This window comes from Acrocarpospora pleiomorpha (assembly GCF_009687885.1).
In the GTDB taxonomy this organism is placed as follows: Bacteria; Actinomycetota; Actinomycetes; order Streptosporangiales; family Streptosporangiaceae; genus Acrocarpospora; species Acrocarpospora pleiomorpha.
This window is the reverse complement of sequence record NZ_BLAF01000014.1, coordinates 13,222-36,425: the sequence shown is the minus strand read 5'-3', so window position 1 is coordinate 36,425 and position 23,204 is coordinate 13,222. Positions and strand designations below refer to the sequence as shown.

Here is a 23,204-nt window from a genome sequence, read left to right as displayed (position 1 = left end):
CGCTAAACGATGGGCGGGATTTTCCGTGGCAGAAATCTACATGTATGCCGACGAAACCGGAAATATGGATCTAACCAGGACGCCGGGCGCGAGCCTCTATTTCGGATTTGGCACCGCCGTCTTTGTTGGAGAGCACGGAAAAGAGATATGGGAGGGTTTGCGGCTCCGCTGTGATCTGGAGCGGCGCGGTGTGAATCTTCCACGTGGCCTCCACGCGAAGGACGACTCGCATGCGACCAGAGAAGAGGTCTTCGATCTGATCGCTACCTTGACAACCAATCGCAGGCTGATGGACGCGCGCGAAGCATTGGCGGACGTATGCCGCGAACTGGCAGCGGATCGAGATGTCGTACTTTGTATCTGGGACGCGCAGAGCGCGTGGGGAATCCAGGTGGCGGACTACGGCTTGTGGGGAGTGCAGCGGATTCTCGAAGGCCGCCAGTGCAAATGGTTCGAAACTCATATTCAGCCGAACCTGGCCTCGCTGCTGACCCCATGGGGGACCGCATAATTGAGGCCGGCTATCCCAGTCTCCCGGGAAGAAGTCCCCTGGACCTCTTGTCACCGACCACGTCCAGTACACGCCATCCATTCTCGCCCGTCAACCGGATTGGCCACTCTCGCGTCGTAGTCAATCGGTTGGTCATTGATCATGTGAGCAAGGTCGCCCCTTGGTCAGCGGGCGCTGAGCGGGAGCGCGGCCCGCACCGCGAAGCCGCTGCCATGTGGGCCGGCGGTCAGATCGCCCCTGAACAGGGCCGCCCGCTCACGCATGCCGATCAGCCCGTGGCCGCCCGTCGCGGCGGGCGCGCCGCGTGCCCCGTCGCGGGGACCGGCGTCGGTGATGTCCAGGGACAGCTCGTTCGGCCGGTAGCCGATGGTGACGGTGACCGCTGTAGGCCCGGCGTGCTTCAGGGCGTTGGTCAGCGACTCCTGCACGATGCGGTACGCCGACAGGTCCAGCCCGGCCGGGAGCGGCACCGGCTCGCCCGCCACGTCGACCTCGACGTCCAGACCCGCCGAGCGCGCCTGCTCCACCAGATCTTCCAGCCGGGCCAGTCCCGGCAGCGGCGTCAGCCCGTCGGTGCCGGGACCGCGCAGCAGGTGGAGCATGCGGCGTAGTTCCTCCACCGCGCCGCGCCCGGTCTCCTCGATCAGGGCCAGACCCGCACGCTCCCTGGTCTGGTCGTCGCGGAGCATCCGCCGTACCCCGCCCGCCTGCATGACCATCAGGCTCACGCTGTGGGCGACGATGTCGTGTAACTCCCGGGCGAGCCGGGCCTGCTCCTCCGCGACGGCCTCCTTGACCAGCAACTCGCTCTGCGCGGCCAGCGTCTCGCTGCGCCTGTCCGCCGACAGGGCCCGCATCCGGTGCCGCCGTACGCCGAATCCGGCGCCTCCGGCGATGGCGACCATCGAGACCGCGATCGCGTACTCTGCGAACTCGTTGTGGTACGAGATCGCCATGCCCGCCAGGAATAGGGCCGTGGCCACCGGTCCGAACAGCCCCTTCGGGCTGGCCAGCGGCACCTCGCTGAGCAGGGTGAACAGCAGGAACAGCTGGGTGTACCACTGCCATGCGCCCGCTTCCTGCCCCGCGAGCAGGAAGACCGCGAGGGACATGCCGGTGTAGACCGCCATCACCCCGAACGGAGCCAGCCGCCGGACCAGCACCAGCAGCGCCGTCACGATCCCGGCGGCCACCCACAACGCGAGACTGGGCCGCTCGGGCAGATCGGTCCCTCCGATGAGCTCCTCGGTCACCGCGAACAGCCCGACGGCCCCCGCGATGAGGTAGTCAACCGCGCCAACGCGGGAGAGGGCCTGACGCCATCGCATGAGCCGAGCGTAGTTGCCCACCACCGGATGTCACGCCCACGTCGACCGGGGCACCTGCCAATACTTAGGGATTGACCTAAGTATCACTCGTGCGCATACTTAGGTGAGTGCCTAAGTGAGAGGGGTGGGGACGGCGTGATCGACGCGGATCTGGACGGTGTGTTCCATGCGTTGTCGGACCCCACCCGTCGCCGGGTCGTCGAGCGCCTCAGTCAGGGGCCTGCGACGACCAGCGACCTGGCTCGTCCGTTCGACATGGCATTGCCGTCGTTCACTCAGCACCTGGGCGTTCTCGAGCGCTCCGGTCTGGTGACGTCCCAGAAGAAGGGGCGGGTGCGGACCTACCGGCTCGCGCCCCAGCCGTTGGAGGCGGTCGACACCTGGCTCGCCGCGCGGCGCGCGCTGTGGACCCGGCGCCTCGATCAACTCGACGCGCTTCTCTACGACCTGAAGGAGCAGCAGACATGACCATCTATACGCTGAACCCGGAACTCGATCTCGTTCTGGAGCGCACCGTCGACGTCGCGCCGGAGCTGGTCTGGAAGGCCTGGACCACTCCCGAACTGCTCATGCGATGGTTCGCCCCGAGGCCCTGGTCGACCCCCTTCTGCGAGATCGACCTGCAGCCCGGCGGCAGGTTCAACACCACCATGCGTTCGCCCGAAGGCGAGGAATACCCGAACAGCGGCTGCATCCTCCTGGTCGAGGAGGGCTCCACGCTGATCTTCACCTCAGGCCTGGGCCCCGGCTTCCGCCCGCAGACCGCCGAGGGTGAGGCCGGCTTCCCGTTCACCGCGGTGATCAGCATCAAGCCCGACGGCAACGGCACGAAATACACCGCCATAGCGATGCACGCCGACTCCTCAACAAGAAAGACACACGAGGACATGGGATTCGCCGAAGGCTGGGGCATGGCACTGGACCAACTGGTCGAACTCGTGAAGTCCCGCTGACGGCCTGAACGACATCAGAGGTGCTCACGCGCAGGCGCGGCGACGGTGGTCAGGAGTTCCGGCAGTTGCGCGATGCTGTCGATCACATGGGCGCCTGGTACGGTGCGCAGCTTGGCCTCGTCGTGTGAACCTGTGAGCACGCCGGCCAGCAGGCCCGCTCCCGCTCGTTCGCCGGCCATCAGGTCGTTGACAGTGTCACCGGCGACGACGACGCGCCGGTGATCGGTGATGCCGAGACGTTCGGCGGCGTGGAGGATGACGTCGGGGTGCGGTCGGCCCTGGGGGACTTCGTCGGAGCTGACCGACAGGTCGATCAGCTCGTCCCAGTCCAGGGCGTGAATGATCGCGTTCTGCAGGGCGGTCGGGAATCCGGTGATCAGGCAAACGCGCAGCCCGAGCCGGTGAAGCTCGCTGAAGACCTCGCTCGCGCCGGCGACCGGCTTGACCGCTCCGTCGCGGATCGAGGTGTGGAATGCGGCGGTGAACGCGTTGTAGGCCAGATCGGATAGTGCCGGGTCGGGGACGAGCCGCCGGAACATCTCGGTCTTCGCCATGCCGCGCAGCGGTGCCAGCACGTCGGGTTCGGGGTAGGGAAGGCCCACTTCGGCGAGCCCGTGGCGCAGCGACGACTCAAAAATACCGCTGTCTTCGACGGTCGTGCCGTTCATGTCGAGCGCCGCGAGGCTGAAGAGGTCTCTGGGGGAAGCCATACCGAGTCCTTTGCGTATCAAGATTCAGAGGCTGTGTTCTGCGGTGACTCGCGCCATGACGTCGAGAAACTCGCGCGATCGTTTCGGCCGGGTGAGCGCGACACCCACGAACAGCGCGTCGAGCACGGCCAGATGCGCGAGCCGGCTCGTCATCGCTTCCTGACGGAATCCGAGTTCGGGCCCGCCGGCGACGAGCACGTGATCCGCGAGGGCGGTGAGCGCCGACCGGGCGTAACTGGTCACCGCGACGACGCGGGCGCCGTTCTGCCGCGCGGTCTCGGCGGGGGTCAGGGTTTCGCGGGTCGCGCCGGTGTGGCTGATGGCGATGAGCACGTCACGTTCGTCGAGACCGTGGGCCGCGAGGTGCTGCCCGAAGGCATCGGCGGGGTTGCTGCTCACGAGGCCGAGCGTGGCCAGCCGGTAGGTGACGTCGTGCGCGGGGGCGGCGGACGTGCCGTTGCCGATGACAAGGATCCGCTTCGCGTCAGCGACCGAACCGACCGCCTCAGCGAAGGCGTTGACGTCCAGCGTCTGCAGCGCGTCGCTGATGGCGTTCGCGCTCTCTCGGAGCACGAGGGCCGGAATGTCGGTGCGCGGAGTGCCGGGACCCAGGTCGCGCGAGCGCTCGAGCTCGTCGTCCGCCCGTGTCTGCACCGCGGTATCGCGGGCGAGGGCCAGCTTGACGTCGTGGAAGCCCTTGAATCCGATCCGTTGGCACGCGCGGATGACGGTGGACTCGGCCGTTCCGGCGGCGACGGCCACCTCCGCCGCCGAGGACGTGAGCACTCGCTGGGGGTCGGCGACGATCAGGTCTATCACCTTGAGTTCGCTGGGCACCAGTGTCGATCGAGCGGCCTGGATCCGCGCCGACACCTCACCCCCTCGAAGCGGGGTGGGCCCGTTCTGGACCTTGCTGGGACGTGGTTTCACGCTGAGGAGCATAGATCCTTCAATGGGGGTCTAGCAAGGAATCCTCCTTGCTGCTATCAAATACGAGGAGGATTCATCCGGCTGTAACGAGGTGGTCGACTTGGCTATACATTTGGCTCATAGCGTCCAAAGCGTGACAATTTCCGCGCCTATCGCGCTGTCGCCCACAGCGGCGCTGCGGGAGAAGGCGAACGAGCTCCGTTCCGCAGGCCGCCCCGTGATCGACCTGTCCGCCGGCGAGCTCGATTTCCCGACCCCCGACCACGTCGTCGCTGCCGCCGTGAAAGCCGCGGCCGATCCGGACAACCACCGGTACGGCCTGGCCTCAGGCCTTCCGCGACTCCGTGAGGCGATCGCCGCCCAGGCCACCGATCGGCTCGGCACGCCCATCGGGCCCGCCCAGGTGGCGATCACCAACGGCGCCAAGCAGGCACTGTTCAACGCGTTGCTCGCGGTGCTCGACCGGTCCGGTGGCGAGGTTCTGATCCCGAAGCCGTACTGGGTGAGCTTTCCGTCGATGGTCACGCTCGCGGGCGGGGCCCCGCGCATGGTCCCGCCGAGCACGGCCGATCTGCGGGTGACCGCCGACGATCTCGAACACGCGGCATCCGATGCCACCGTCGCCCTGATCCTGGTGTCGCCCCACAATCCGACCGGCCACGTCTACGAGCGGTCCGATATCGAGGAGATCGCGCGATGGGCGGCACGCCGGAACATCTGGCTGATCATGGATGAGACGTACGCGCGACTCACCTACGGCGTCGACGCCATCTCACCCGCGATCGCGTACCCGCCCATCGTCGACCGGCTGATCTCGGTCGGAAGTGTGAGCAAGGCATACGCGATGACCGGCTGGAGAGTGGGCTGGCTGGTCGGACCCCAGCCGATCGTCGACCGCGCCGTCGCCATCCAGTCGCACACCACCTCCAACGTCAACCAGATCGCGCAGCACGCGGCGCTGGCGGCAATCACCGGGCCGGATGTCACCGAGCGCTTCCGGCAACGCCTCGAGCTGCGCCGGGATCGGGCCATCGCCGCACTCTCCGGTGCCCTCGCCGCGCCTCCCACCGCTACCGGCGCCTTCTACCTGTACATCCAGCTCCATGACGGACGCGACGACGTCACGATCGCCTCCGAGCTGCTCGACCTGGGTGGCGTCGTGACCGTCCCCGGTCGATCCTTCGGCCAGCCCGGCTACCTCCGGATCAGCTACGCGATCGACGACGCCCTGCTCGACCAGGGCGTCGCTTTCATCGCCGACCATCTCGGACGAACAGCATGAAACCGGTGCGCCTCATCTTCGTCGTCGACGGGCTCCACAAGCGGTCGATCAACTCCACCGACACACCGTGCCTGCACCGGCTGCGGACCGCGGGCACCGAGTGCACGACCGCGGTGACGGTGGTGCCGGCCCTCACCCGCCCGGCCGCCGCCGCTCTCGCCACCGCCTGCCTGCCAGGTGCCACCGGCATCATCGGCAACCATGTCTACGTTCCCGGCCACGGTGTCGCCTCCACCGGCTCGGTCACCGACCTGAACGTGCTCGCCACGATCTACGGCGCCGTCGTCGACGTGCCCACCATTGGCGCGTTCCTCGCGGAACGCGGTCATCGTATGGCCGTCATCGGCACGGGCTCGGCGGGCTGCACCCATCTGCTCTACCCCGACGCGTCGACCTCGGGCGGTACGGTCGTGCGCGCGTCGGCCGCCGCCGACGAACCCCTCACGACGCCCCCGGCACTCCAGGCGCGAATCGTCGACGCGATCGGACCGCGCCCCGCGGCAACGGCATCGTTCGACCTCCTCACCTGGGCGAGCGACGTCGCCGCGACCTTGCTGGTGCCTGACCCGGCGACCGATCTGCTCGTCTTCTGGAGCGGTGAGCCCGACACGGCGCAACACCACCACGGCATCGACCAGCCCCACACCCGGCAGGCGATCCGAGCGGCTGACCAGGCGCTCCAGCGACTGCTCGACGCCGCGTCGCGGCATGGCCGGCCGATCGACGTGATCGTGACGTCGGATCACGGGGTCCGCACGACCGGCGCGACAGCCCGCCCTGATCTCGACGCGTACCGGGATCTGGGCCCGGCGGCCGCCAGCCTGGCGTTCGTCCCGAACGACGGAGCGTTGCTGGTGTATCGCACCGCCGATCAGGTTCCTGTCGACGATCTGGCGCGCTGGGCGCTCGACCAGGCGTGGGCGGGCACGGTGTACGCCGACGTCGATCGAACCTCACCCGTGATCCCCCTCGCCACGGCCGGCTGCAAGCACCCCTCCCGGTCACCTGACCTGCTCGTGACCATGGGATCCATCGCAACCGACCACGGGCCCGCCACCTGGAACACCGCGACGGTGTCAGCGGAGCAGGATCCCACCACGTACGCGCTGAAGGCCACGCACGGCACCTCCCATCGCGACGATCTCGAGATCCCCCTCATCCTCCACGGCCCATCCTTCAGGTCCGCGACACGCAGCGAGATTCCGGCCGGACTCGTGGACGTCGCGGCGACGATGGCCTACCTCGTCACCGCAGAGACCGCGCCGCACTGGGACGGGCGCGTCCTCCACGAGACCCTCCGGCCGGCACCCGGCCGCGCCGATCCCCCTGCTCCGACCGTCACCGCCGACACCGTCGCGCACACCGACATGGGCGTCGCCCACGTCGGCGACAGCACGTACCTGCTCGGCGCCGTCCCGATCACATAACCACGAAGAGGAACGCACCATGCGCCGTCCACATACCAGCCGAGCGCTGATCTCGCTCGCCGGACTGATGGTCCTTGCCGCTTGCGGCAGCTCACCCTCCAACGAGCGATCGGCAGCCGGCAGTGGCACCCCCACCGCCGGAGGCACGCTCAGGCTCGCGGTCCATTCCGACGCTGGCTGCGTCGACCCTCACCAGGTCACCGCGACTGCGTTCATCACGATGACCCGGAGCCTCGCCGACTCCCTCACCGACCAGGATCCCGCCACGGGCAAGATCGTTCCCTGGCTGGCCGAATCCTGGAAAGCGAACGACGACTCCACGAGCTTCACCTTCGATCTCCGCGAGGGCGTCACCTTCAGCGACGGCAGCCCGCTCAACGCGGACGTGGTCAAAGCCAACTTCGACAAGATCGTCGAGCTCGGCGCCGTCAACCAGACGGGCTCCAGCTACCTCGCCGGCTACGAAGGAACCACCGTGGCCTCGCCCACCGAGTTCACCGTGAAGTTCAGCACCCCGAACGCCCAGTTCCTGCAAGCGACGACGACCACCTCCTTGAGCATCCTGTCCCTCGGCACGCTGTCCGCCACTCCGGAGCGCCGCTGCCAGGGCGCCGTCGTCGGCACGGGACCGTTCGTGTTCGAGAGCTACACCCCAGATCAGAACGTGATGGTGAAGCGGCGGGAGGGCTACGGCTGGAGCTCGGCGGCGGCGGAACACAGCGGTGACGCCTACCTCGACGCCATCAACTTCCAGATCGTGCCGGAATCCGGGGTCCGCGCCGGCGCTCTCATCTCCGGTGAAGTGGACGCCATGCTGAGCGTCGAACCGCAGGACATCCAGCGGCTCGACGCCGACGGCCTCACCATCTACAGCCGCCCGAGCCCCGGCATCCCCTTCCACATGCACCCGAACGCCGCCGATCCGATCCTGAGCGACCTGGCCGTCCGGCAAGCCATCCAGATGGGCATCAACCGCAGCCAGATCGCCCACACGGTGCAGGGCCCCGACGTCGAGGGCGCGCGCAGCGTCCTGTCGGCCACCACACCGATGTTCGCCGACATGACCACCACGCTCGCCTATCGCCCCGACGAGGCCGCGAAGCTCCTCGACGACGCCGGCTGGAAGGTCGGCGAGGGCGGAATCCGCGCGAAGGACGGCAACCGTCTCACCGTGACGGTTCAGTACGAGGACAAGGTCAGCACCAGCACTCCGGCGCTCGAACTGGCCCAGCAGCAACTGCTCGACATCGGAGTCGACCTCCGGCTCTCCCCGATGACCGCCGAGGCCTACGACGCGGCACGCGACACGAAGCAGTACCAGCTGCGCTGGTTCAACTTCACCCGGGCCGACCCTGACGCGCTGCGCACCTTCTTCGGTTCCGCCAACGCCAACACCACCAACGTCAAGGATGCGGAGCTCGACGCCCTGCTCGACAAGGTCGCGTCGACCAGCGATCCGGAGCGCCGGGCGACGGCGGCGAAGGAACTCCAGACGTACATCCTCGAGCACGGGTACGCGTTCCCCGTCATCGAGCTGAGCCAGACCAACGCCGCGGCGCCGGACGTGCGCGGGCTCGCGTTCGACGCCACGTCACGCTTCGTCGTCTACGACGTGTGGAAGGCAGCGTGAGCACGACGCACTCGCCCCGGGGCCGGCAGCGGTCATGACGCGATACCTGCGCCGCCGCGTCCTCCACGCCCTGGTCGTCCTGTGGGCCGCGTACACCTTGGCGTTCGCCGTGCTGTACCTGCTGCCGGGCGATCCCGTCCAGGCGATGCTGTCCAGCGGCGACGGGCCGTCGGTGGCCACGGCGGCCCAGGCCGACGAGCTTCGGGCCCGGCTGGGACTCGACCGGCCCCTCTACGTGCAGTATCTGGACATGGTCTGGGACGCAGTGCGCGGGGACCTCGGGACCTTGTACCGGACCGGCGAGAGCGTGCTCGGCGCCGTCGCCCGCTCGCTGGGGCCGACATTCCAGCTGACCGCCTGCGCGCTGGTGCTGGCCGTGATCGCGGGCGTGTCCATCGGGCTGCTCTCGACGTACGTCAAGAGCAGGGCGCTGCGGTCGATCCTGCAGTCGATCCCGGCGATCGGCGTGTCGGTGCCGACGTTCTGGTCCGGGCTCATGCTGATCCAGATCGTCTCGTTCCGGTGGAAGCTGCTGCCGGCGATCGGCGCCGACGGCGCGTCCGGCCTCCTCATGCCCGCGGTCACGCTGGCCATCCCCACGGCCGCGACGCTGGCGCAGCTGATCAGCCAGCGGATGGCCGACACCCTCAACGAACCATTCGTCACGACCGCCCGCTCCAAAGGAGCGTCCCGAGCCCGGATCCACCTGCGGCACGCCTTCCGCAACGCGTCCCTGCCCGCCGTCACCGTCCTCGGGATGCTGGTCGGTCAGCTGCTGTCGGGATCCGTCGTGGTCGAGACGGTGTTCTCCCGCCCCGGCGTCGGCAGGCTGACCATCCAGTCGGTCGAGGCACACGACCTGCCGGTCGTGCAGGCCCTCGTGATCCTCGGCGCCCTGGTGTACGTCGCCGCCAACCTGGCCGTCGACGTCCTCTACCCCAAGCTTGATCCGCGTGTCGACCTTTCGGCCGGCGCGTCGACAGTGCGGAGTTCCGCATGACCGCTCACATCGCCACACCCCCCGACGAAACCCAACATGCTGGCACGCCCCCCGCGCCCGGACCGGCGAAGCGAGAGCGCACGCGGTCGCGTCGGCTGCTGCGCAATCCTGGCCTGCTGGCGGCCGTCGCGTTCGTCGTCGTGCTCCTCGGCTGGGTGCTGCTGCCGTCGCTGTTCACCAGCCACGACCCGTTGCGTGGCCTGGCTTCGCAGGCGAACCAGGCCCCGAGCTGGGACCACCTGTTCGGCACCGACCGGCTCGGACGGGACCTCTTCGCGCGAGTCGTCCACGGCACCTCGCTGTCCCTGCGGAGCGCGGCGCTCGCCGTGCTCGTCGGCCTGGTGGCCGGGTCGTCCATCGGGTTGCTCGCCGGGTTCATCGGCCGCTGGGTCGACGACATCGCGATGCGGTTCGTGGACGTGCTCCTCGCCATTCCGGGACTGCTGCTCTCCCTCGCCGTCGTCACCGCGATCGGGTTCGGCACCACCAATGTCGCCATCGCGGTAGGGGTCGGAAGCGTTGCCTCCTTCGCCCGGGTCATCCGCTCGGAGGTCCTGCGGATCCGCAGCGCGACATACGTCGAAGCGGCCTACGCGAGCGGTTGCACGCGCCGTACCGTGCTGCTGCGCCATGTGGCGCCGAACGTCGTGGGCCCGGCGCTCGCCCTCGCCACGCTCGAGTTCGGCACGGCCTGCCTCGCGGTGTCCTCGCTGAGCTTCCTCGGGTTCGGCGCGGTCCCGCCGACACCGGAATGGGGATCGCTCGTAGCGGAGGGTCGAAACGCTCTCGCGACGTCGTGGTGGCTGGCGACCTTCCCCGGACTGGCCGTCGTCGCCACCGTCGTCGCCGCGAACCGCCTCGCCCGCGCGCTCGTCGCCGATCCCCGGGGCGGTGAACAATGACACCGCCGATGTTGCGGATCGAGGGACTTCACGTCGGGTACGGCCGTCACCCGGTGGTCGTCGACGCCGGCATCGAGGTTCAGCCGGGCGAGGTCGTGGCGATCGTGGGGGAGTCCGGTTCGGGCAAGACCACGCTGGCGAACGCGGTCGCCGGGCTCCTGCCCGCGGCCGGCGCCATCACGTCCGGGCGGATCACTCTCGACGGCCACGACCTCGTCGCGGCGTCCGAGCGTCAATGGAGGTCCATCCGCGGCCGCGTGCTCGGGGTCGTCCCGCAGGACCCCGGCGTCTCGCTCAACCCGGTCGAGCGAGTCGGATCGCAGGTCGCCGAAGTCCTTCAGATCCATGGCCTCGCCAGTGGCAGGGCAGCCAGACGTCGAGCCGTCGAGCTGCTCGCCGAGGCCGGGCTCAGCATGCCGGCCGCACGAGCCCGGCAGTTCCCGCACGAGCTCTCCGGCGGAATGTGCCAGCGTGTCCTCATCGCCATCGCCCTCGCAGCCCGGCCGCGACTGCTGATCGCCGACGAGCCCACCAGCGCCCTCGACGTCACCGTACAACGGCGCGTCCTGGACCACCTGGGCGACCTGACCCGCGAGTTCGGCACCGCCGTCCTGCTCATCACGCATGATCTCGCCGTCGCCGCCGATCGTGCGGCACGGCTCGTCGTGATGTCGCAGGGCCGTATCGTCGAGACCGGATCGACCGATCAGGTTCTGCGGGCTCCTCAGCATCCGTACACGAGGCGATTGATCAGCTCGGCTCCCAGCCTGACCATGGTTCAGCCGAGACGGCGGACCGACGATTCGCCTGCGCCGCGGACTCCGGTCGTCGCCGCGTCCCAGCTGGTCAAGGCGTACCCCTCCATCGAGGACGGCCGCCGCCGGATGACACCGGTCGTGGCGGATGTGACTTTCGACATCTCGCCGGGGGAGACCTTCGCGATCGTCGGTGAGTCGGGCTCGGGCAAGACGACCACGGCCCGCATGGTCATGGGTTTGACCCGTCCGACCGGAGGCACCGTGACCGTCAACGGTGTGGAGATCGGCACGCTTCCACCGAAGCAAGCACGGGCCGCTCGACGCGGTATCCAGATGATCTACCAGAACCCGTACGCGTCGCTCGATCCCCGCTTCACGGTGAGCGACATCATCCAGGAGCCGCTGCGGGCGTTCGGCATCGGCGACCGGACCCAGCGCCGCCGGCGGGTCGCCGAGCTGGTGGAACGCGTCGCGCTGCCCGCACACGTCCTCGACCGCCGGCCCGACCAGCTCTCGGGCGGGCAGCGGCAACGTGTCGCCATAGCCCGGGCGCTAGCCCTCGATCCCACCATCGTGGTCTGCGACGAGCCCACCAGTGCCCTGGACGTGACGGTGCAGGCACAGATCCTCGAGCTCCTCCTCGATCTCCAGCGCGACCTCGGCACGGCGTACCTGTTCATCTCCCACGACCTCGCGGTCGTACGCCAGGTCGCCGATCGTGTCGCGGTCATGCACAACGGCCGGATCGTCGACCAAGGAGCGACGGACACGGTCTTCGACAATCCCGCGAGCACGTACACCCGCGAGCTTCTCGACGCGATTCCCGGAAAGGCACACCGATGACCGAGGCCGCCTACGACGTCGTCGTTCAACGCGACGTCATGCTCTCCATGCCGGACGGAATCCGCCTCGCCACGGACCTGTACCGGCCGGCGGCGCTCACTGGCCCCCGTCCAGTCGTGCTGTTCAGAACCCCGTACAACAAGCGCGTCAAGGAAGCTGACTGGGCGCCCTACTTCGCCGCCCGCGGCTACGTCGTCGCCGTCCAGGACTGCCGCGGCTGCTACGGCTCAGAAGGCGACGTCGACTTCCTGTGGCCGGAAGCCGACGACGGCCGGGCCACCCTCGAGTGGTTGGTCGAGCAGGACTTCTGCGATGGCCGCGTCGTGCTTCGCGGCACATCGTGGTCCGGCTGGGCGCAGACCGCCGTCGCGGCGGCCGGTGCGAACGGCATCGCCGCGATGATCCCCACGATGAGCGGCGCCAACGCCCACGAGTCGTCGGTGCGGCACGGCGGCGCGGTCGAACTCCGGTTCATCGCCTGGGCGTTCTGGCACTCCGCCAAGAACTACCGGCCGCAGGCACGCCCACGATCCACCGATGAGGCACTCAACGACTCACCGGTGCTGATGTCGGAATGGCTGCACCATCTCCCGCTCAAGCGAGACGTCACGCAGCTGTCCCTCGTCGAACCGTACGAGCGATGGATGCTCGACATCGCCACGCGCGCCGACCTCGATGAGCGGTGGACGCACCCCAGCGTGAACCCGCTGGCCCACATTGCCAAGTTCCCGGACGTCCCGGTAATGCTCGTCGGCGGCTGGTACGACTCCTACACCAGGGCGACCCTCCAGCTCTTCACCGCTCTCGCCGAGGCCAAGTCGGCAGCCGTGCACGCCGTGATCGGACCCTGGGTCCACGGCACGAAGAAGGTCGCACTCAGCCATGCCGGCGACATCGACCTCGGGCCCCAAGCGGCCCTCACCGACTTCCAGCGACTTCACCTCGACTGGTACGACCAGCATCTCTTCGGGCACGAGCGCGGGCTGGGCGACAGCCGCCGAGTGAAGATCTTCGTGATGGGCGGAGGCACCGGACACCGGCTCCCGAGCGGGCGACTGGACCACGGTGGGCGCTGGCTCACCACCGACCGGTGGCCCCATCCTGAAGCGACGACCACACAGCTCTATCTGACGGCGAACAATCGCCTCGACAGCGAGCCGCCCACCACGGAGTCCGCGCATCGCTACACCTTCGATCCACGCGACCCCGTCCCCACCATCGGCGGGAACGTCTCCTCGCTCTACGACCTCATCCCCCTCAGCCACCAGGACCGCGTCGCCGCGGTCGACAACCCTGACGCCTCCCGGACAACCCCCATCGTCCACCCCGGCGGCTTCGACCAGACCCCCGACGACACCGTCTTCGGCGCCTGCCGCCCGCACGCCCCCCTCGCCGCCCGATCCGATGTCCTCGTCTTCCAGACGCCTCCACTCAGCGAGCCGCTCCAGGTGATCGGGGACATCACCGTCACGATCTGGGTGTCCACCGACGCGCCGGACACCGACTTCACCGCCAAGCTCATCGACGTCTACCCACCCTCCTCGGACTATCCGAACGGCTACGCGCTCAACCTCACCGACTCCATCACCCGGCTCCGCTACCGCAACGGCCCCGAAGCCGCCGGCTACGAACCAGGCATCGTCATCCCCGTCACCATCACCCTGTATCCGACGGCCAACCTCTTCGCCCGCCATCACCGCCTACGCCTGGACATCTCCAGCTCCAACTTCCCCCGCTTCGACGTCAACCCGAACACCGGCGACCCACTCTGGTCCAACGGCCGATGGGAGCTCGCCCACAACACCGTCCATGTGGGCGCCTCAACCCCGTCCCACATCGCACTCACCACCGTGCCCGCGGAATGTCAGTCATCATGAGACGCGGCTGACCGCAGGCGGCTTCTCGTCGTCTGCCCCGTCGGCCGCGAGGTGCGTGTGTCAGCGGTGGACGGCGTCTGGGGTGTCCTCTTCGATCAGGAAGCCGCCGGATTGGTGGTGCCAGAGGCGGGCGTACGGGCCCTGGGACTGGAGGAGTTCGTTGTGGGTGCCCTGTTCGACGATGTGGCCGTGGTCGAGGACGACCAGGCGGTCCATGCGGACGACGGTGCTCAGGCGGTGGGCGACCACGAGGGCGGTGCGGTCGCGCATCAGGTGCCAGAGGGCTTCCTGGACGAGGATCTCGCTTTCGGAGTCCAGGGCGCTGGTGGCCTCGTCCAGGAGCAGGATGGGGGCGTCGCGGAGGATGGCGCGGGCGAGGGCGACGCGCTGGCGCTGGCCGCCGGAGAGTTTGACGCCGCGTTCGCCGACCAGGGTGTCGAAGCCGAGGGGCAGGGCTTCGGCGAACTCGGTGACGTGGGCCGCGCGGGCGGCCTGGCGGATGTCGGCGTCGGAGGCGCCCGGCCGGGCGAAGGCGATGTTGTCGCGCAGCGACCGGTGGAACATGGCGGGTTCCTGGGGGACGTAGGCGATCAGGCTGCGCAGGTCGGCCTGGCGGAGCCGGGCGATGTCCTGGCCGCCGATCAGGATCCGGCCGCCGTCGATGTCCATGAGGCGGAGCAGCAGCCGGGTCAGGGTGGTCTTGCCGCCGCCGGACCGGCCGACCAGGCCGATCTTGGTGCCGGCGGGGATGTCCAGGTCCAGGTGGTCGAACAGGTGCGGGTTGCCGGCGTGCGCGAACGTCACCCGCTCGAAGCGCACGCCGGCGTCGGCGGGGCGCAGCGGCTGCGGGTTGTCCGGGTCGGTCACGTCCGGCGGGGTGAGGAGAAGCTCGGTGAACTGGGCGGCCTCGGTCAGCACGCTCTCCATGCGACGGTAGATCTGGTTGAACTCGAACATGAAGCCGGTCGTGTTCGTGTAGTAGGTGAACGTCACCACGATCGCCTCCACGCCCAGGCCGCCCCGCAGGGCCACGGCCAGCAGCAGGCCGATGGTGCTGGTGAGGATCGACATCGGCGCGACGACGGTGTCCACCCGGAGGTTGCCGTAGTCCCAGGAGCGCAGCGACAGCCTGCGCTGCTCGGCGAGCCGGGCCCGGTGCTCCACGGCCTCGCGGTCCTCGGCGGCGAACGCGCGGACCGTCTCCATATTGGCCAGCACGTCGGCGACATGCCCGGACACGCGTACCTTGGCGGCCTCGCGCTGGTCGACCAGCGCCTGGCGGCGGCGGATGAGCGGGGAGACGAGTAACCCGGTGACGACGATGAGGCCCACCAGCACGAAGACCAGCAGCGGGTGGTACTGCCAGAGCACCACCGAGGCGAACGCCAGCGGCACCACCTTGGCCATGATCGAGAACGTGAGCGTGTCGGCGAACTCCTCGAACCCGCTGGAGAAGCTCAGCACCCGCTTGGTCAGCGAACCGGCGAAGTTGTCGTGGAAGAACGCGGCGTCCTTGGCCAGCAGCTCGTCCATGCCCACCACGCCGAGCCGCTCGATGCCCCGGGCGTCGGTGCGGTTCAGGAAGTGCAGACCCACCCGCCACAGCGCCTCGCCGACGAGCAGCAACGCGCCGAAGACCAGCACGTACGGCATCAGCACCCCGACGGTGCCGTCCCCGCCACCGGCCAGATGCCCCACGAGCGCGCCCACCGCCAGCGGCGCCAGGTAGAACAGGCAGATGTTCCCCAGCGCCGGAAAGATCAGCGCGGGCACCGAGACCCGCCACTGCCGGCGCAGTTCCCGGTTGTAGTACCGCAGCGCCAGCAGGACGGCCGACTTCCGGGCCGACGGTTTGTCTCCCGGGGAGTTCAGTGATCCGACCACAGCCATCCGCCCCCCTGAATACCGACCGTGGCCATGGTGCCTCAGGGCGTACGGATGGAGCGAATGATTTTCAGCCGGCCGTCAGGGTGGGCCTGCCGTTCTCCACCGTGTACGAGACGCTGGTGCTGACCGGCGCCTGGCGAACCTCGATGGTGTCCACGACGCGGACGTCGGTGCGCCAGGCGTGGCGCCGCACATCGCACCGCAGATAGCCCCGCTTGAGCCCGTCGAAATACCGGACATGCGGGTTGAAGACCGGATTGGCGGCCTTGATGGGGGCGTCGAAGGCCGCCGGAAAGTCCGAGCTGATCGATGTGGCGACCAGCTCCACGGCCACCGAGGGCGATTCAGGCCGGTCGAAGTCCACCTTCAGCTCGCTCAGCCAGGTCGAGTGGATGTCGCCGGCCAGGACCACCGGGTTGGAGACCCTGGCGTCGGCCAGCAACCGCAGCAGGCGGGTGCGCTGGGGGGCGTAGCCGTCCCACTGGTCGAGGTTCGCCAGCACCGGCGGCTGCTGGCCGGTGGGGTTGGGGAACAGCGTGCGGGCCATCATGACCTGCTGGGCGATCACGTTCCACCGCGCGTGCGAGCGGAGCAGCCCGTCGGCGAGCCAGCGTTCCTGCGCCTCGCCGGTCAGCGTGCCGGCGGTGTTCGCCGTGCCGGCCGTCGGCGGGCCGAAGTCGGCGGGGAAGCCGCCTGGCTGGTCTGTGCGGTACTGCCGCGTGTCGAGCACGTTGAAGCGGACCAGCCGGCCGAAGTCGAAGCGCCGGAAGATACGCAGGTCGGCGCTGCCCGGGCGTAAATCGGCCCGGATGGGCATGTGCTCGTAGTACGCCTGGTAGGCGCTGGCCCGCTGCGCGGCGAACTGCTCGGGTGTCTGCTTGGCAGGGCCGGTGTCGTCGATCTCATCGGTCAGGGTCGCGTAGTTGTTCTCGGTCTCGTGGTCGTCCCAGGTGACCACCCACGGGAAGGACGCGTGGGCGGCGCGCAACGCCGGATCCGACTTGTACTGCGCGTGCCGCTGCCGGTAGTCGTTGAGCGTGGTCAGCTGGTCGAGTCCCGGCGTCTCCGGCGTCGTGTGGGCCCGGTCGGGGAAACGGCTGCGCGGGTCGTACTCGTAGATGTAGTCGCCGAGGTGGAAGACCACGTCGAGGTCCTCCTCGGCCAGGCCCCAGTATGCGGGCCAGTACCCGTTCTGGAAGTCCTGGCAGTTGACGATGCCCAGGCGCAGCCGGGACAGATCGGTCCACCGGTCCGCCGCCGTCTTGGTACGGCCGACGGGGCTGATGTCTCCCATGGCCTTGAACCGGTAGAAGTACTCGCGACCCGGCTCCAGCCCTGTCACGTCGACATGCACTGAATGGGCGAGTTCGGGGCCGGCCAGGGCGACGCCGGCGCGGACCAGGTGGCGGAACCGCTCGTCGCGGGCCACCTGCCAGCTCACGGGCACCGGTCGTGACGAGAACGCGGCACCGGAGAGGTCGCGGACCAGGCGCGTCCACAGCACGACCTGATTCGGCAGCGGATCACCGCTGGCGACGCCGAGCAGGAAGGGGTCAGCCGTCTGCCCGGCCTGGGCCGCGGCGGGACTGCTGCTGAGGGAGGGCAGGAGGGTCGCGCCGGCGACGGCGGCCGCGCCGCCGAGCAGGTGGCGGCGGCTGAGCTCAAGAGCGGGCATGCCGATCACTATCGCCGCGCTGTTCGTCGCCGCGACGAACAGCGCGGGAACATCGAGCGAGCCACGCGCCACGTCCCGGAAACCGCGATTTGTTCAGCGCGCGCGAGGGTGGCCGTCCGCGGCCAGGTATTCGGCCAGCACGACGGCCTGATTCAGCTGCGGGTTCTTGGCGCCGTACAGCAGGGTCACCGTCGGGTGCGCTTGGGCGAGCCGGCGGAGCGTGGCGACTGCCGGGTTCTTGTCGAGTTCGGCGGCGTAGCGAGTGGAGAACTCGGCGAAACGGTCGGCTCGGTGGTCGAACCAGGCTCGCAGTTCCGTGCTCGGCGCCACCTCCTTCAGCCACAGGTCGACATGGGCGTGCTCCTTGGACACTCCCCGTGGCCACAGCCGGTCGACCAGGACTCGGAAACCGTCACGGGGATCCACCTCGTCGTAGATCCGCTTGATAAGGAAGGGCACCGCTCCATCGTCCCATCCACGACGCCGCCACCCTGGTTCCGACCTGCGGAAACCCCGCCCTACACGGACGCCGTCCTGGGCCAGGTGGATGCCCTTCGACCGCCTGGCGGACATCGGTCCGAATTGTTCCCGGCTTGAGTCTTGACATAGTTCAGGTGTGAGCGCAGATTGTGATCTGCGTAACGTCCGTCTGACGGACGATTGTCCGCGAAGGGAAGGTGGACGGCTCAGGCTTCCCATCTGGCGGCGCCGTGCACTGACCCGTCCCGAGGTCCGCACTCTGCACGAAAGGGCATATCGAGATGCGCAGGCGCTCCATCACCGTCCTCGGCGCCGTGCTGGCGCTGGGTGTCGCGGCCGCGGGATGCGGCAACGGCTCGGGTTCCGGCGGGGGCGGCGACGAGCCCATCGTCGTCGGCTCCACCCTGTCGCTGACCGGCGCGTTCGCCGCGACCGGCCAGATCCACAAGATCGCCGGTGAGACGTTCGTCGACCGGCTCAACGCCGCCGGCGGGCTGCTCGGCCGCAAGGTCGAGTGGAAGGTCGTGGACGACCAGTCCGACCAGGCCAAGGTCAGCCAGCTGTACGAGCGGCTGATCAGCCAGGACAAGGTCGACCTGATCATCGGGCCGTACGCGACGCCGAACATCCTGTCGGCGATGGCGGTAGCTCAGCGGCACGGGTACGTCATGCCCCAGCACACCGCCGTGCTGGCCCCGCAGCTGACCTACGAGTGCCAGTTCCCGGCCTGGTCGATCACCCCCACGCCGAACAGCTTCATCCCCAACCAGCTGTTCGACGCGGTGGCCACGCTGCCCGCCCCGCCGAAGCGGATCGCGGTGCTGACCAGCCAGAGCGGGTCGGCCGCTTTCGTCTCCGACGGCTTCGGCGACGACAAGTCCGGCGTGCTGAGCATCGCCAGGGAGCGCGGCCTCGACGTGGTGGCCGACATCCACTACCCGCCGACCACCACGGACTGGGCGCCGATCGCCACCCAGGTCCGCGACGCCGACCCCGACCTGGTCGTCAACAACGGTCTCGGCGTGGACGCGGCGAACATCCTGCAGGCGATGGCCCAGCTCGGCTACCGGCCGAAGCAGATGTTCGGGCTGTTCCCGGCGCCCGGGCCGCTGCTGGCGCTCGGCGACGGGGCCGAGGGGATGTTGTCGGTCTCGATGTTCGAGCCGAACAAGGCGACCCTGGACAAGCTCGGCCCGGCGGCCACCGAGATCACCACCGAGTTCAGCAAGCGCGCGGCGGCGGCGAAGTTGCCGTACACGGTCTTCGAGACCCAGGCCGCGGCGTCCTGGAACGCGTGGGAGATCCTCACCGGCGCGGTCACGAGCAGCGGCGGCTTGGACCAGCGGAAGATGTGCGACACGCTGCACGCGACGGGCGCCGACACGACGTTCAGCGGGCACCTGACCTTCGACCCGAAGGCGCACAACTTCTGGCCGACCACGCAGAGCCTCAAGCAGATCCAGAACGGCGAGTGGGTCACCGTGTGGCCGGCCGACCGGGCCGCCGCGCAGTTGCAGGGCCCCAGCTCCTGATGAACGTTGTCCAGGCCATGCTCACCGGAGCGCTGATCGGTGGCCTTTATGCCCTGATGGCCGCCGGTCTCTCGGTGACGTGGGGTGTGTTGCGCGTCATCAATCTGGCCCATTTCGGGCTGATCTTGATCGGGGCGTACCTGACCTTCGAGGTGGCCACCTCCTGGCGCATCGATCCGATGCTGACGCTGGTGGTGAGCGTGCCGGCCATGTTCCTCGCCGGGGCCGCCATCCAGTGGCTGTTCGACCGGCTGGGGCTGACCGAGTTCAACTCGCTGCTGGTCAGCTTCGGGTTGCTGATCATCACCATCCAGCTGACCGGCAATATCTGGAGCGCTGACTTCCAGCGGATGTCCGCGGACGTCAACCCGTATGCCACCGGGTCGGTGGCGATCGGCCGGCTGGTCTTCCCGGTCACCACGCTGGTGGCCTTCGGGCTGGCCGCGCTGGTGGTGCTCGCCGCCCACCTGGTGCTGCGCCGTACCTTCGTGGGGCGGGCGATGCGGGCGATCGCGCAGGACCGGGCGGTGGCCGGCGCGTTCGGGGTCGATCATCGCAGGCTCAGCGTGCTGCTCGGCGGGGTGGTGGGGGCCACCGCCGCCCTGGCGGGCATGGTCTTCGCGCTCTCCAACGCGCTGACTCCGGAGACTGCGTACGAGTGGTTCGGCACCGTGTTCGCGGTGGTCATCCTCGGCGGGATCGGCGAGGTGGTGGGCACGTTCGCGGCCGGCATCCTGGTCGGCGTGCTGTCCGGCGTGGTCTCCGCGGTGTGGTCGCCGGCGACCGCGCCGTTCGTGCTCTTCTCGGCGATCATCCTGGCCCTGCTGGTGCGCCCGCAGGGCCTGTTCGGAGGTGCGCGATGATCCGCCGCGGTGGCGCCGGGCTGCTGGTGGCGTTCCTGCTGCTGGCCGCCGTCGGCGTGCTCAGCGATCAGCTCGGGCTGCCGTCGTTCTATCTCATCCTGCTCGGCTCGATCTGCTTCTGGATCGCGCAGGCGACCAGCTGGAACATCCTCTCCGGCTACAGCGGCTACTTCAGCTTCGGGCAGGCCGCGTACGTCGGGGTCGGGGCGTACACCACGGCCGTGCTGAGCGGGCGGCACGGCGTCGACTTCTTCCTCACCGTCCCGCTCGCCGCCGTGCTGTGCGGGCTGCTGGCGCTCGGCGTTGGCGCGGTCGCGTTCCGGCTCGGCTCGCTGCGCGGCGAGATCTTCGCCCTGCTGACCCTGGCCGTGCCGTTCATCCTCGCCGCGTTCGCCCGGATCAACCGGTCGATTGACGGCGGGCAGGGCAACACCGTCCCGATCCCCGAGCTGCCCGACGTGTTCGGCTCGCCGCAGCAGTCGCAGTACCTGCTCGCCCTGTCGATCGCGGCCATCGCGGTCGCGGCCGCGTACGCCATCCAGCACAGCAGGACCGGCTCGGCGCTCGCGGCGATCCGCGACGCCGAGGATGTCGCCGAGGTGATGGGCGTGGCCACCTTCCGCTACAAGATGCTGGCGATGCTGATCAGCGGCGTGCTCGGCGGGGTCGCGGGCAGCGTGTACGCGATCCAGATCGGCTTCGTCACCGTGGAGAGCGTCTTCAATCTGACCATTCCCCTCTTCGTCATCGTGATGGCAGTGCTCGGCGGGCGCACCCACTGGCTCGGGCCGGTGATCGGCGCGGTGCTGATCGTCACCCTGCAGGACCGGCTCTCCTCCTACGGCCTGGACGCCTGGAACTCGATCATCTTGGGCGCGATCCTCGCGCTGTTGGTCGCGCTCGCCCCCGACGGCCTGTACGCCCGGCTGAGGGCGCGCCCATACGTCGCGCTCGGCGCCCTGGTCGTGGTCAGCGGGGGACTGGCGGCGCTCAACGTCTGGGGAGAGCTTCTCGACTGGCTGGTCGCCGGGATGCTGGTGGCCGGGGTGCTGGCGATCGTGCTGGGCTCGCGGCCCGCTTCATCCAAGGCCGCCACGGGCAGCATCCCCGCCGAGGACGAGCCCAAGATGGAACCCCGTCAGCCCGGCGCGATGCTCATCGAGTGCCGCCAGGTGGCTCGCTACTTCGGCGGCGTGCACGCGCTGGAGGACGTCACGCTGGACATCCCGGCGGGCGAGCTGGTTGGCCTGGTCGGGCCGAACGGGTCGGGCAAGACGACGCTGGTCAACCTGCTCTCCGGCGCGTCCCGGCCGACCCGCGGCGTGATCCGCCTCGACGGGCGGGACATCACCCGGATGGCCCCGCACCGGATCGCGCACGTCGGGATGGCCCGCACCTACCAGATCCCCCGGCCGTACGACTCGATGACGGTCCGCGACAACGTGGCCATGGCCATCATGTTCGGCCGGGAGCCGCTGTCACTGAACCGGGCCCGCCCCGTCGCCGAGCGGCATCTCGCCACGGTCGCGCTGGACCACCTGGCCGACGCCTACCCCGCCGGCCTGAACCTGCACCAGCGGCAGCTGCTGGAGATGGCCCGCGCGGTCGCCTCCAACCCGAAGGTGCTGCTGCTCGACGAGGCGCTCGCCGGGCTCAACCCGGCCGAGATCGACAACGCGGTCCGGGTGGTGCGCCGGATCCACGAGAGCGGCATCACCATCGTCATCGTCGAGCACCTGCTGCGGGTGCTCAACCAGCTGGCCACCCGGCTCGTCGTGCTCGACCGCGGCACCCTCCTGGCCGACGGGGCGCCGCAGGCCGTGCTCAACGACCCCGCCGTCATCCGCGCCTACCTGGGGAGGCAGGCCCATGTCTGAGCCGCTGCTGCGGGTCCGCGATCTCGACGTGCGGTACGGCGACGCCCAGGCGCTGTGGGATGTGGCGATCGAGGTCCACGAGGGCGAGACGGTCTGCGTCGTCGGCCCCAACGGCGCCGGCAAGTCCACCCTGGTCAACACCGTCGCCGGGATCCATCCGGCGCATGGGGGCCGGATCAGTGTGCGCGGGGTCGACATCACCCGGCTGCGCGGTCACCGGGTCTGCGGGCACGGCGTGGTGATCGTGCCCGAGGGGCGGCGAATCTTCCCCCGGATGACTGTGCTGGACAACCTGGTCCTCGGCGCTTACCGCAAGGGCGCCAGGCGGGCGCATCGGGCGAGTTTGGCCGGCGTCTACGAGATCTTTCCCCGGCTGGCCGAGCGCGTCGGCCAGCTCGCGGGCAGTCTCAGCGGCGGCGAGCAGCAGATGGTCGCGATCGGCCGCGCCCTGATGGCCCAGCCGCGCCTGCTGCTGCTCGACGAGCCGTCGCTGGGGCTCGCGCCGGTCCTGGTGGACGAGGTCTACGACGCGATCGGGCGGATCAACGGGCTCGGGGTGAGCGTCGTCGTGGTGGAACAGGACGTGCGGCGGGCCCTCGCCATCGCGAGCCGGGCGTACCTGCTGGGGGAGGGCCGGGTGGTGCTCTCCGGTCCTGCGGACGCGCTGCGCGACAGCGCCGAGGTGCGGCGCAGCGTGCTCGGACTGTGAGTATTCCACTGATCGCCGGCGACTGTTATC

General features: G+C 69.2%; 20 protein-coding genes. 14 read left to right on the top strand and 6 right to left on the bottom strand.

Annotation, left to right across the window (positions count from 1 at the left end; genetic code table 11):
- Nucleotides 1-25 precede the first annotated feature (25 nt).
- Nucleotides 26-511 (top strand): DUF3800 domain-containing protein, encoded by a 486-nt coding sequence (locus Aple_RS14195; RefSeq protein ID WP_218038324.1) that lies wholly within the window; start codon nucleotides 26-28, stop codon nucleotides 509-511.
- Nucleotides 512-675: 164 nt separating this feature from the next.
- Here Aple_RS14195 and Aple_RS55530 read toward each other — a convergent pair whose 3' ends face one another.
- Entirely contained in the window at nucleotides 676-1,839 is a 1,164-nt protein-coding gene (locus Aple_RS55530; protein WP_155345041.1) for a sensor histidine kinase, read from the bottom strand.
- Nucleotides 1,840-1,974: 135 nt separating this feature from the next.
- Here Aple_RS55530 and Aple_RS14185 point away from each other — a divergent pair, with 135 nt between their 5' ends.
- Both Aple_RS14185 and Aple_RS14180 read left to right on the top strand, forming a co-directional pair.
- Nucleotides 1,975-2,307, top strand: coding sequence for an ArsR/SmtB family transcription factor (locus Aple_RS14185; RefSeq protein ID WP_246264460.1), 333 nt, complete (start codon nucleotides 1,975-1,977; stop codon nucleotides 2,305-2,307).
- Nucleotides 2,304-2,792, top strand: coding sequence for an SRPBCC family protein (locus Aple_RS14180; RefSeq protein ID WP_155345040.1), 489 nt, complete (start codon nucleotides 2,304-2,306; stop codon nucleotides 2,790-2,792). Before Aple_RS14185 ends, Aple_RS14180 begins: the two co-directional genes overlap by 4 nt.
- Nucleotides 2,793-2,806: 14 nt before the next feature.
- Here Aple_RS14180 and Aple_RS14175 read toward each other — a convergent pair whose 3' ends face one another.
- Together Aple_RS14175 and Aple_RS14170 are read right to left on the bottom strand one after the other, a co-directional pair.
- The gene (locus tag Aple_RS14175; protein ID WP_155345039.1) at nucleotides 2,807-3,502 is read right to left on the bottom strand and encodes an HAD-IA family hydrolase; all 696 of its coding nucleotides are present in this window, start codon (nucleotides 3,500-3,502) and stop codon (nucleotides 2,807-2,809) included.
- Between the two features lie 24 nt (nucleotides 3,503-3,526).
- Nucleotides 3,527-4,432, bottom strand: a complete 906-nt coding sequence (locus Aple_RS14170; RefSeq protein WP_170321458.1) for a MurR/RpiR family transcriptional regulator — start codon at nucleotides 4,430-4,432, stop codon at nucleotides 3,527-3,529.
- A gap of 133 nt (nucleotides 4,433-4,565) precedes the next feature.
- Between Aple_RS14170 and Aple_RS14165 the strand changes: the two genes are divergently transcribed.
- The 7 genes from Aple_RS14165 to Aple_RS14135 are packed head-to-tail and all read left to right on the top strand — an operon-like array spanning nucleotide 4,566 to nucleotide 14,151.
- Complete coding sequence (locus Aple_RS14165) at nucleotides 4,566-5,714, top strand: aminotransferase class I/II-fold pyridoxal phosphate-dependent enzyme (RefSeq protein WP_170321457.1); 1,149 nt, start codon at nucleotides 4,566-4,568, stop codon at nucleotides 5,712-5,714.
- Nucleotides 5,711-7,141, top strand: a complete 1,431-nt coding sequence (locus Aple_RS14160) for an alkaline phosphatase family protein (protein ID WP_155345036.1) — start codon at nucleotides 5,711-5,713, stop codon at nucleotides 7,139-7,141. The genes Aple_RS14165 and Aple_RS14160 overlap by 4 nt, the downstream gene beginning before the upstream one ends.
- Nucleotides 7,142-7,160: 19 nt before the next feature.
- Nucleotides 7,161-8,771 carry an ABC transporter substrate-binding protein gene (locus tag Aple_RS14155; protein ID WP_155345035.1) on the top strand — a complete coding sequence of 537 codons (1,611 nt, stop codon included), beginning with the start codon at nucleotides 7,161-7,163 and terminating at the stop codon, nucleotides 8,769-8,771.
- 34 nt (nucleotides 8,772-8,805) lie between these two features.
- Nucleotides 8,806-9,771, top strand: coding sequence for an ABC transporter permease (locus tag Aple_RS14150; RefSeq protein WP_155345034.1), 966 nt, complete (start codon nucleotides 8,806-8,808; stop codon nucleotides 9,769-9,771).
- Nucleotides 9,768-10,673, top strand: a complete 906-nt coding sequence (locus Aple_RS14145) for an ABC transporter permease (protein ID WP_155345033.1) — start codon at nucleotides 9,768-9,770, stop codon at nucleotides 10,671-10,673. Before Aple_RS14150 ends, Aple_RS14145 begins: the two co-directional genes overlap by 4 nt.
- A gap of 8 nt (nucleotides 10,674-10,681) precedes the next feature.
- Nucleotides 10,682-12,274: a dipeptide ABC transporter ATP-binding protein gene (locus tag Aple_RS14140; protein WP_246264458.1), complete on the top strand. Its 1,593-nt coding sequence runs from the start codon at nucleotides 10,682-10,684 to the stop codon at nucleotides 12,272-12,274.
- Nucleotides 12,271-14,151, top strand: a complete 1,881-nt coding sequence (locus Aple_RS14135; RefSeq protein ID WP_155345031.1) for a CocE/NonD family hydrolase — start codon at nucleotides 12,271-12,273, stop codon at nucleotides 14,149-14,151. The genes Aple_RS14140 and Aple_RS14135 overlap by 4 nt, the downstream gene beginning before the upstream one ends.
- A 60-nt stretch (nucleotides 14,152-14,211) precedes the next feature.
- Here Aple_RS14135 and Aple_RS14130 read toward each other — a convergent pair whose 3' ends face one another.
- The 3 genes from Aple_RS14130 to Aple_RS14120 form a co-directional block, all read right to left on the bottom strand.
- A complete protein-coding gene (locus Aple_RS14130) occupies nucleotides 14,212-16,041 on the bottom strand; it encodes an ABC transporter ATP-binding protein (protein ID WP_155345030.1) in 1,830 nt (609 codons plus the stop codon).
- Nucleotides 16,042-16,105: 64 nt separating this feature from the next.
- The gene (locus Aple_RS14125) at nucleotides 16,106-17,785 is read right to left on the bottom strand and encodes an alkaline phosphatase D family protein (RefSeq protein ID WP_218038323.1); all 1,680 of its coding nucleotides are present in this window, start codon (nucleotides 17,783-17,785) and stop codon (nucleotides 16,106-16,108) included.
- 21 nt (nucleotides 17,786-17,806) lie between these two features.
- Nucleotides 17,807-18,172, bottom strand: coding sequence for a DUF488 domain-containing protein (locus tag Aple_RS14120; RefSeq protein ID WP_246264457.1), 366 nt, complete (start codon nucleotides 18,170-18,172; stop codon nucleotides 17,807-17,809).
- Between the two features lie 302 nt (nucleotides 18,173-18,474).
- Here Aple_RS14120 and Aple_RS14115 point away from each other — a divergent pair, with 302 nt between their 5' ends.
- From Aple_RS14115 to Aple_RS14100, 4 genes are read left to right on the top strand one after another with little or no spacing between them, the layout of a single operon-like run.
- A complete protein-coding gene (locus tag Aple_RS14115) occupies nucleotides 18,475-19,725 on the top strand; it encodes an amino acid ABC transporter substrate-binding protein (RefSeq protein ID WP_155345028.1) in 1,251 nt (416 codons plus the stop codon).
- Nucleotides 19,725-20,588, top strand: a complete 864-nt coding sequence (locus Aple_RS14110; RefSeq protein WP_155345027.1) for a branched-chain amino acid ABC transporter permease — start codon at nucleotides 19,725-19,727, stop codon at nucleotides 20,586-20,588. The genes Aple_RS14115 and Aple_RS14110 overlap by 1 nt, the downstream gene beginning before the upstream one ends.
- Nucleotides 20,585-22,465, top strand: a complete 1,881-nt coding sequence (locus Aple_RS14105) for a branched-chain amino acid ABC transporter ATP-binding protein/permease (RefSeq protein WP_155345026.1) — start codon at nucleotides 20,585-20,587, stop codon at nucleotides 22,463-22,465. The genes Aple_RS14110 and Aple_RS14105 overlap by 4 nt, the downstream gene beginning before the upstream one ends.
- The gene (locus tag Aple_RS14100; RefSeq protein WP_155345025.1) at nucleotides 22,458-23,174 is read left to right on the top strand and encodes an ABC transporter ATP-binding protein; all 717 of its coding nucleotides are present in this window, start codon (nucleotides 22,458-22,460) and stop codon (nucleotides 23,172-23,174) included. The genes Aple_RS14105 and Aple_RS14100 overlap by 8 nt, the downstream gene beginning before the upstream one ends.
- Nucleotides 23,175-23,204: the final 30 nt, after the last annotated feature.

Coding starts and splice junctions, on each gene's coding strand:
- Aple_RS14100 (WP_155345025.1), top strand. CDS start 22,458: ATGTCTGAGCCGCTGCTGCGGGTCCGCGATCTCGACGTGCGGTACGGC.
- Aple_RS14110 (WP_155345027.1), top strand. CDS start 19,725: ATGAACGTTGTCCAGGCCATGCTCACCGGAGCGCTGATCGGTGGCCTT.
- Aple_RS14150 (WP_155345034.1), top strand. CDS start 8,806: ATGACGCGATACCTGCGCCGCCGCGTCCTCCACGCCCTGGTCGTCCTG.
- Aple_RS14145 (WP_155345033.1), top strand. CDS start 9,768: ATGACCGCTCACATCGCCACACCCCCCGACGAAACCCAACATGCTGGC.
- Aple_RS14135 (WP_155345031.1), top strand. CDS start 12,271: ATGACCGAGGCCGCCTACGACGTCGTCGTTCAACGCGACGTCATGCTC.
- Aple_RS14115 (WP_155345028.1), top strand. CDS start 18,475: ATGCGCAGGCGCTCCATCACCGTCCTCGGCGCCGTGCTGGCGCTGGGT.
- Aple_RS14180 (WP_155345040.1), top strand. CDS start 2,304: ATGACCATCTATACGCTGAACCCGGAACTCGATCTCGTTCTGGAGCGC.
- Aple_RS14140 (WP_246264458.1), top strand. CDS start 10,682: ATGTTGCGGATCGAGGGACTTCACGTCGGGTACGGCCGTCACCCGGTG.
- Aple_RS14155 (WP_155345035.1), top strand. CDS start 7,161: ATGCGCCGTCCACATACCAGCCGAGCGCTGATCTCGCTCGCCGGACTG.
- Aple_RS14105 (WP_155345026.1), top strand. CDS start 20,585: ATGATCCGCCGCGGTGGCGCCGGGCTGCTGGTGGCGTTCCTGCTGCTG.
- Aple_RS14130 (WP_155345030.1), bottom strand. CDS start 16,041: ATGGCTGTGGTCGGATCACTGAACTCCCCGGGAGACAAACCGTCGGCC.
- Aple_RS14175 (WP_155345039.1), bottom strand. CDS start 3,502: ATGGCTTCCCCCAGAGACCTCTTCAGCCTCGCGGCGCTCGACATGAAC.
- Aple_RS14160 (WP_155345036.1), top strand. CDS start 5,711: ATGAAACCGGTGCGCCTCATCTTCGTCGTCGACGGGCTCCACAAGCGG.
- Aple_RS55530 (WP_155345041.1), bottom strand. CDS start 1,839: ATGCGATGGCGTCAGGCCCTCTCCCGCGTTGGCGCGGTTGACTACCTC.